Annotated in this window: 7 protein-coding genes; 2 read left to right on the top strand and 5 right to left on the bottom strand. The window is 46.5% G+C overall.

Going from position 1 to position 7,320, the window contains the following annotated elements; all coding sequences use genetic code 11:
* Nucleotides 1-401 precede the first annotated feature (401 nt).
* Complete coding sequence (gene purH / locus FE392_RS07400; protein WP_319929586.1) at nucleotides 402-1,991, top strand: bifunctional phosphoribosylaminoimidazolecarboxamide formyltransferase/IMP cyclohydrolase; 1,590 nt, start codon at nucleotides 402-404, stop codon at nucleotides 1,989-1,991.
* Nucleotides 1,992-2,025: 34 nt separating this feature from the next.
* Nucleotides 2,026-3,309: a phosphoribosylamine--glycine ligase gene (gene purD / locus FE392_RS07395; RefSeq protein WP_319929585.1), complete on the top strand. Its 1,284-nt coding sequence runs from the start codon at nucleotides 2,026-2,028 to the stop codon at nucleotides 3,307-3,309.
* A 36-nt stretch (nucleotides 3,310-3,345) separates the two neighbouring features.
* Here the strand turns inward: purD and FE392_RS07390 are convergent, their stop codons facing one another.
* The 5 genes from FE392_RS07390 to hemE form a co-directional block, all read right to left on the bottom strand.
* Nucleotides 3,346-4,014, bottom strand: coding sequence for a DUF1481 domain-containing protein (locus FE392_RS07390; protein ID WP_319929591.1), 669 nt, complete (start codon nucleotides 4,012-4,014; stop codon nucleotides 3,346-3,348).
* A gap of 50 nt (nucleotides 4,015-4,064) precedes the next feature.
* Nucleotides 4,065-4,337 (bottom strand): nucleoid-associated protein HU-alpha, encoded by a 273-nt coding sequence (hupA, locus tag FE392_RS07385; RefSeq protein ID WP_086114022.1) that lies wholly within the window; start codon nucleotides 4,335-4,337, stop codon nucleotides 4,065-4,067.
* 185 nt (nucleotides 4,338-4,522) lie between these two features.
* The gene (locus tag FE392_RS07380) at nucleotides 4,523-5,113 is read right to left on the bottom strand and encodes a YjaG family protein (protein ID WP_319929584.1); all 591 of its coding nucleotides are present in this window, start codon (nucleotides 5,111-5,113) and stop codon (nucleotides 4,523-4,525) included.
* Between the two features lie 76 nt (nucleotides 5,114-5,189).
* A complete protein-coding gene (gene nfi / locus FE392_RS07375; RefSeq protein ID WP_319929583.1) occupies nucleotides 5,190-5,873 on the bottom strand; it encodes a deoxyribonuclease V in 684 nt (227 codons plus the stop codon).
* A gap of 4 nt (nucleotides 5,874-5,877) precedes the next feature.
* Nucleotides 5,878-6,942: a uroporphyrinogen decarboxylase gene (gene hemE, locus FE392_RS07370; RefSeq protein ID WP_319929582.1), complete on the bottom strand. Its 1,065-nt coding sequence runs from the start codon at nucleotides 6,940-6,942 to the stop codon at nucleotides 5,878-5,880.
* Nucleotides 6,943-7,320 lie beyond the last annotated feature (378 nt).

Genomic DNA, 7,320 nt, shown 5'->3' with positions numbered 1-7,320 from the left:
GTATCTTACGCTTTTCGCCTCGAGAGTCAAGCGTTTATTTTCGCTTTTCTCTCACTTCCCTCAGCGGCTTGTCTCAGCTCAGCGTCGGTCAGTGGTGGCGCATTATAGGGAGTTTTACGGAAGTGACAATAGTTTTTTTCAATAAAAATTACCGTTTGCTGTATTACACAGCAAAACCCCTATTTATACCATGTTAAACACAGAGTTATTCACAATCTGATATTTCGGCAAAATTTGTCGAGCATCGCGCAAACGTTTGCGCTACAATCTGCGAGGTAAAAATCACCACATGATTTTTTAGTTTGTTTTGAAATGTTATTGCAGAAGCCATTTTTTTCTCTTAATGAGTCGTTTTTCTCAATAACACATTCTTGTTTTATGAAATTCAAGGGATCACACCAATGCAACAGCTTCGTCCAATCCGTCGTGCCCTGCTAAGTGTTTCTGACAAAGCGGGGGTTGTAGAATTCGCCAAGGCTTTATCCAATCGTGATGTTGAACTGCTTTCAACAGGTGGCACTGCTCGCCTGTTGTCTGAAGCCGGGCTAAACGTCACCGAAGTTTCGGATCACACCGGCTTCCCTGAAATGATGGATGGACGAGTTAAAACGCTGCATCCCAAAATTCATGGTGGCATTTTGGGTCGCCGTGGACTGGACGATGACGTAATGACGCAACATCACATTGCGCCAATAGATATGGTTGTCGTTAATCTTTATCCTTTTGCACAAACTGTCGCAAAACCGGGCTGCTCTCTGGAAGATGCCATTGAGAACATTGATATCGGCGGCCCGACAATGGTTCGCTCTGCGGCCAAGAATCACAAGGATGTCACGATTGTTGTCAACAATCAGGATTACGGCAAAATTATTGCAGAGATGGATAGCCACCAAAATTCACTGACACACGCTACTCGCTTTGACTTGGCCATCAAGGCATTTGAACATACCGCCGCTTACGACAGCATGATTGCCAATTACTTTGGCAAATTGGTTGTACCTTATCATGGTGATACTGACCAACCATCAGGACGCTTCCCCCGCACCCTGAATTTGAACCTCATTAAAAAGCAAGATATGCGTTATGGCGAAAACAGCCATCAAGATGCAGCCTTCTATATAGAAGAACAAATTGCTGAGGCATCAATCGCGACAGCAACTCAGTTACAAGGCAAGGCGCTCTCTTATAACAATATCGCGGATACTGACGCCGCACTGGAATGTGTCAAAGCCTTTTCTGAACCGGCTTGTGTGATTGTTAAACACGCCAACCCTTGCGGTGTTGCAACCAGTGCTGATATTCATGCGGCTTATGATCTGGCGTTCAAAACCGATCCTACCTCTGCATTTGGCGGCATCATTGCGTTTAACCGCGCTCTGGATGTGGAAACTGCCAAGTCCATCATTGAGCGCCAGTTTGTTGAAGTCATTATCGCGCCTTCTATTGATGAAGCTGCCCTGCCTATTCTGGCGGCCAAGCAAAATGTCCGGGTTCTGGCATGTGGCGAATGGCATTCCCCCGTTGCAGGGTTCGATTTCAAACGTGTTAATGGTGGGTTGCTGGTACAAGACCGTGATTTAGGTATGGTTGCCGAAGGTGATCTGCGCGTCGTAACCCAGCGTCAACCAACAGCACAGGAAATGCAGGATGCACTGTTCTGCTGGAAAGTGGCGAAGTTCGTTAAATCCAATGCCATTGTTTACGCCAAGAATAATATGACGATTGGTATCGGTGCCGGGCAAATGAGCCGTGTTTACTCCGCCAAGATAGCAGGCATTAAGGCAGCAGATGAGGGATTGGAAGTTCAGGGCTGTGCCATGGCTTCCGATGCTTTTTTCCCATTCCGGGACGGCATTGATGCTGCTGCCTCAGTGGGTGTCAGCTGCGTTATCCAACCGGGAGGCTCCATTCGTGATGATGAAGTCATTGCGGCTGCTGATGAGCATGGGATTGCTATGATCTTCACAGGCATGCGCCATTTCCGTCATTAACATCTTCTGCTTTATCTTTATATAGGAGTCTTAGATGAACATATTGATCATTGGCAACGGCGGGAGAGAACATGCATTGGCATGGAAAGCGGCACAATCGCCTTTGGCAGATAAGGTATATGTCGCACCGGGCAATGCAGGCACTGCGCTGGAAGCGAACTTGGAAAACGTGGAGATTGCTGCAACCGATATTGATGGATTACTGAAATTTGCCCAAGACTATGATATCGGCCTGACCATTGTTGGGCCTGAAGCGCCTTTGGTGATAGGAACTGTTGATGCTTTCCAGCAAGCAGGATTAACTATTTTTGGCCCGACACAAGCAGCGGCTCAATTGGAAGGTTCCAAAACGTTTACGAAGGATTTTCTGGCCCGCCACCATATTCCCACCGCGGCTTATCAAAATTTCACGGAAATAGAACCCGCTCTGGATTACTTGGAAACAATGGGTGTGCCAATTGTCATTAAAGCTGATGGACTGGCTGCCGGTAAAGGTGTTGTTGTCGCCATGACAATGGAAGAGGCACAGAGTGCCGTCAAAGGTATGCTGGCAGATAATGCATTTGGTGATGCCGGGCATCGCATTGTCATTGAAGAATTTCTGGATGGGGAAGAAGCCAGTTTTATTGTTATGGTGGATGGCAAAAACGTGGTTCCCATGGCGACCAGTCAGGATCACAAACGTGTAGGCGATGGTGATACCGGGCCGAATACCGGAGGCATGGGGGCTTATTCTCCGGCACCAGTCGTGACGGATGAGATTCACCAGCGCGTCATGGAAAAGATCATTTATCCCACTGTTGAAGGAATGGCTGCCGAAGGGCACACCTATATTGGTTTCCTTTATGCAGGCTTGATAATTAATAAGCAAGGCGAGCCAAAAGTTATCGAATTTAACTGCCGTCTTGGTGATCCCGAAACACAGCCCATCATGATGCGCCTGCGATCTGATTTAGTTGAACTGTGTCTTGCTGGTACCAAAGGGCAATTGGGTGGAAAAATCTCTTCATGGGATCCCCGCCCTGCACTCGGCGTAGTACTGGCGGCTGGAGGCTATCCGGCCGGTTATGCCAAGGGGAATACCATCCACGGCTTAACGCAAGATGAAAGCGCCGATAAAAAAGTCTTCCACGCAGGAACTCAATTTGAGGAAGGAAAAATTGTCACTGCGGGCGGTCGGGTTTTATGTGTCACCGCCTTAGGTAACGATATTAAAGATGCACAGGAAAAAGCATACCAGAGAGCCGGGTACATTCATTGGGACGGCTGTTTTTACCGCAAAGACATCGGTTATCGGGCCATTGACCGTTTAAAGTAGGCGCACTCACAATAAGTCAGCCTGAACTGGCGAAAGTTACAGCTTATCTTTCGTCGGTTCCCAACGGCAAAAATCATCATTGGCGACCAATAGTAGCTGGTTTCCTTTTGGTGAATCCAGCCATGCAATGGTTAATGGGCCGGAGCTGTTACTTTGCCTCTCCGCCAACCACTTTTGGTCACCAAATTTAAACTCAACAAACGCTTGTTTCCCTGAACAGGCGGTGACTTGCCCATGCTGCCAATGCCCTTGCAGCAGTTTGACATTACCTGCAATCAAGGAATCGCTGATATCTTTTATTTGTTCAGCGCCAAACCGTAAACGCAAAATATCGTCGTCAGTGAGTTTTTCATTGCGATCTTTTAATTGCCGCAACTTGAAAATGACCGAATTATTTTGGTCGATACGCAGCGTTTCTGTTATTGGAGCATCTTCCATTGGAGAATGACCAAGCACATTACGGCGGATCTGCCATAAATTGCCGTGGCGGTATTCATAGAAAGTAACGGTGGTATCTTTATGATGGTAGGGGCTGTAAACACTCATAATGACTTGAGGTTTACTGTTTTGATCATTCAAGCGCCATAAACGGACGACGCCGTCGCCAGTTACAAAACCACTGGCACTGAAAAGTGGGATGTTTGATTGAATCGAACAGGCGCTGAGCAAAGAGATGAACCCTAATGCTAACAGCCCCTGTAGAATCAACAAAAGGGGTTTTGATTTTCCCCCTCTTATTTTTTTTTGCAATGCAATTATTTAACTGCGTCTTTCAGGGCTTTACCCGCTGAGAAAGCAGGTACGTTTGCTGCAGCAATTTTGATTTCTTTACCGGTCTGTGGGTTACGGCCAGTACGCTCTGCACGGTGATTAACTTTGAAAGTACCAAAGCCAACCAACTGCACTGCATCACCACTTTTCAGAGATTCGGTGATTGCATTCAAAGTTGACTCCAGAGCAGCTTTAGCCTGAGTTTTAGTCAGATCTGCGCCTGCTGCAATTGCATCAACTAATTCGGTCTTATTCATAGATTATCCTTACAGTGTGTTTATCGTTTGCAAAGCATCGAGTGCGACGGATATGCCGATTTGACAGCACCCCTGCATACACGCACCGATAGCCACTTCTTTTCGCCCCCCAATGTAAAACAGAGTGAGGGCAAATGTGAAGCCTTTAAATACGGCAAATCAAGCACTAAGTCACGTTTTATGTGTTACTGCGCCAAATTTATGCCGATGTTGCTAACCCCCGCCTCACGGAGATCAGCCTTTAATCCTTTAATCAATTCAATGTCCCGCTCTTCGCAATCAGCTAATAAACGGAAGATCTCCCACTGAATATCCCACTCTTCCTCAATGGCAGGTAATACTTTTAATTCATCCTCGGTCATTTCCCTACCTGCCTGCGTCATTTCCAGCATGGCAACAGTACGGATGGATATTTCACTGACGGCTATTGCATGTTCTAACGTCGAGCCACTCAGACGAGAATGAATTGTTTCACCCAATGCAATGCACGCATCAATCGCTGGATACACACCATAAATATCATAATTTTCTGATGAGGGAATGATGGTTTCCAATTTTTCCAGCTGATTATCAAAATTCACTTTTGCATCTTTGACGACCAAAATCTCCCACACCAAATCTAAAATTCGGCGATATAAGGTGGGATCTGTAAACTCGCTTTGGTGACAAAACACCTGATAATTTGGATACATCCGCTCACATAGACTAGCCATAAAAGTCAAATGTTGCCAACTTTCGAGTTTCTCCAATCTCAGGTGGATCGGGTTTCTTAACATTGGTCGTTACTCATGATGCCTAATTTGCGTCGAAGTTTACCTGAAAATCAAGAATATCCACACATTTCCGCCACAATTATAGACTTTTCTGTATTGTTTGCTCAAAAAACGGTCTATTTGAGGCGATCCCATCCGCCCAACGAGTCGGTTCTGGCAGTCTATAACCTCTCATGCACTGCTCGACCCAATAGGTTGCACTATCAATGCTTATCTGGTGACCGATGGAAATATAGAGTGGATTGCATCTTTTTTTGCTGCGTAATACGACGCCAATCTGCTCCCCGTGATCCATTAATGGCTGCCGACTTCCCGGAGCATCTCCCACCGCTTCATGTTCACCGCACAAACGGCTTTTCGCCACCCCGATTGTCGGCGTATCCACTAACAACCCAAAATGGCTGGCAATCCCAAAGCGCCGGGGATGGGCAATCCCCTGCCCATCCACCATGATCAAATCGGGCCGCTGCTTTATGGTCTGCCATGCAGCCATCAATGCAGGATATTCACGAAATGAGAGTAAACCAGGAATATAGGGGAGTACCGTATCGACTTTGGCAATTTGATACTCAACCAATTCAAGGGAGGGATAATGCAATATCGCAATGGCGGCACGGGTTACCGCACCACCATTTTCAAATCCAACATCAGCACCCGCAATAAATTTTGGGGTAAAATTTGGCGTTGTAGAAAAGGAATCATGGCGGATAACCAGCCGTGATTTTTCTATCTGTTCCTGACGTAGTGCCTTTGTATCAATCATAATTTTATTGATGATATTTTGCTGAAAGCCGATGAACGGCCTCAACAAACACACCAGCATGCTCTGGTGGAACATCCTGATGGATACCGTGTCCCAAATTGAAAACGTGCCCGCTGCCAGCCCCGAAATCCTGCAAGATAGTCGAAACTTCTTCTTCGATTCGTGCCGGTTGAGCATATAGCATGGAGGGATCCATATTTCCCTGCAACGCTACCTTATCCCCGACACGACGACGCGCGTCAGCAAGATTCGTTGTCCAATCCAACCCAAGCGCATCACACCCTGTTGCCGCCATTGCCTCAAGCCACTGGCCTCCCCCTTTGGTAAACAGGGTAACAGGCACACGGCGACCTTCATGCTCACGGATCAATCCATCGACAATTTTATGCATATATTGCAAAGAGAATTCCGGATAATCGCGATGGGACAACACACCACCCCAAGTATCGAAAATCATGACAGATTGAGCGCCCGCTTTTATCTGCGCGTTCAAATATAGAATAACGCTGTTTGCCAATTTATCCAGCAGCATATGCAATGTGGCAGGCTCGGCATACATCATTGCTTTAATTTTGGTGAAAGCTTTGCTGCTTCCCCCTTCAACCATATACGTTGCCAGTGTCCACGGACTGCCAGAAAAACCTATCAGGGGCACTTCTCCTGCCAGTGCCTTGCGAATGGCACGCACTGCATCCATGACATAACCCAGCTCTTGCTCTGGATCTGGCACAGGCAACTTTTCCACATCGGCATGATTCATAATCGGAGAGTGGAAACGTGGCCCTTCTCCCGCTTCAAAATAGAGACCCAGCCCCATGGCGTCGGGAATAGTCAGAATATCGGAAAACAGAATGGCTGCATCCAGCGGGAAACGGCGCAAAGGTTGAAGCGTTACTTCACAAGCCAGCTCAGTGTTTTTGCACAATGAGATGAAATCTCCCGCCTCCTGACGCGTAGCTTTATACTCAGGTAAATACCGACCGGCCTGACGCATCATCCATACAGGTGTAATATCAACAGGCTGACGCAATAAGGCACGCAGATAGCGGTCGTTTTTCAACTCATTCATGACAGGCTCCCTTGATTATCAACAAAAAGCGCCCGCATGATAACACGTCGTAAACCGAACTTCCGTCGCGACCACCAATAAATATCCCCCCGTCCACCAAATCACCTTTTAGATGAAAAAAATTTATGTACGGAATCACAAAATTCGTAACAAGAACTATGCACACTGATTAATCGCGACCATGATGTTAATTAAATGTTATCTATGCATTACACCAAAAAAAACATTGTTTATCGCAATACCATACCCCCTCATTAAGTTCGCACTCTGAGTTAATCGTTGGATAGATTGTTTACGTTAGTTAATTGACCGTGGTTAATCGGCTGTATCAAAACGCTTGTGAAGTTTTTTCACTGATAAATAACCTATTAGATCCAC

Source organism: Xenorhabdus santafensis, from assembly GCF_033949405.1.
Classification (GTDB): Bacteria; Pseudomonadota; Gammaproteobacteria; order Enterobacterales; family Enterobacteriaceae; genus Xenorhabdus; species Xenorhabdus santafensis.
Note: the sequence above shows the minus strand (reverse complement) of the source record. Positions and strands in the feature narration are given on the sequence as shown.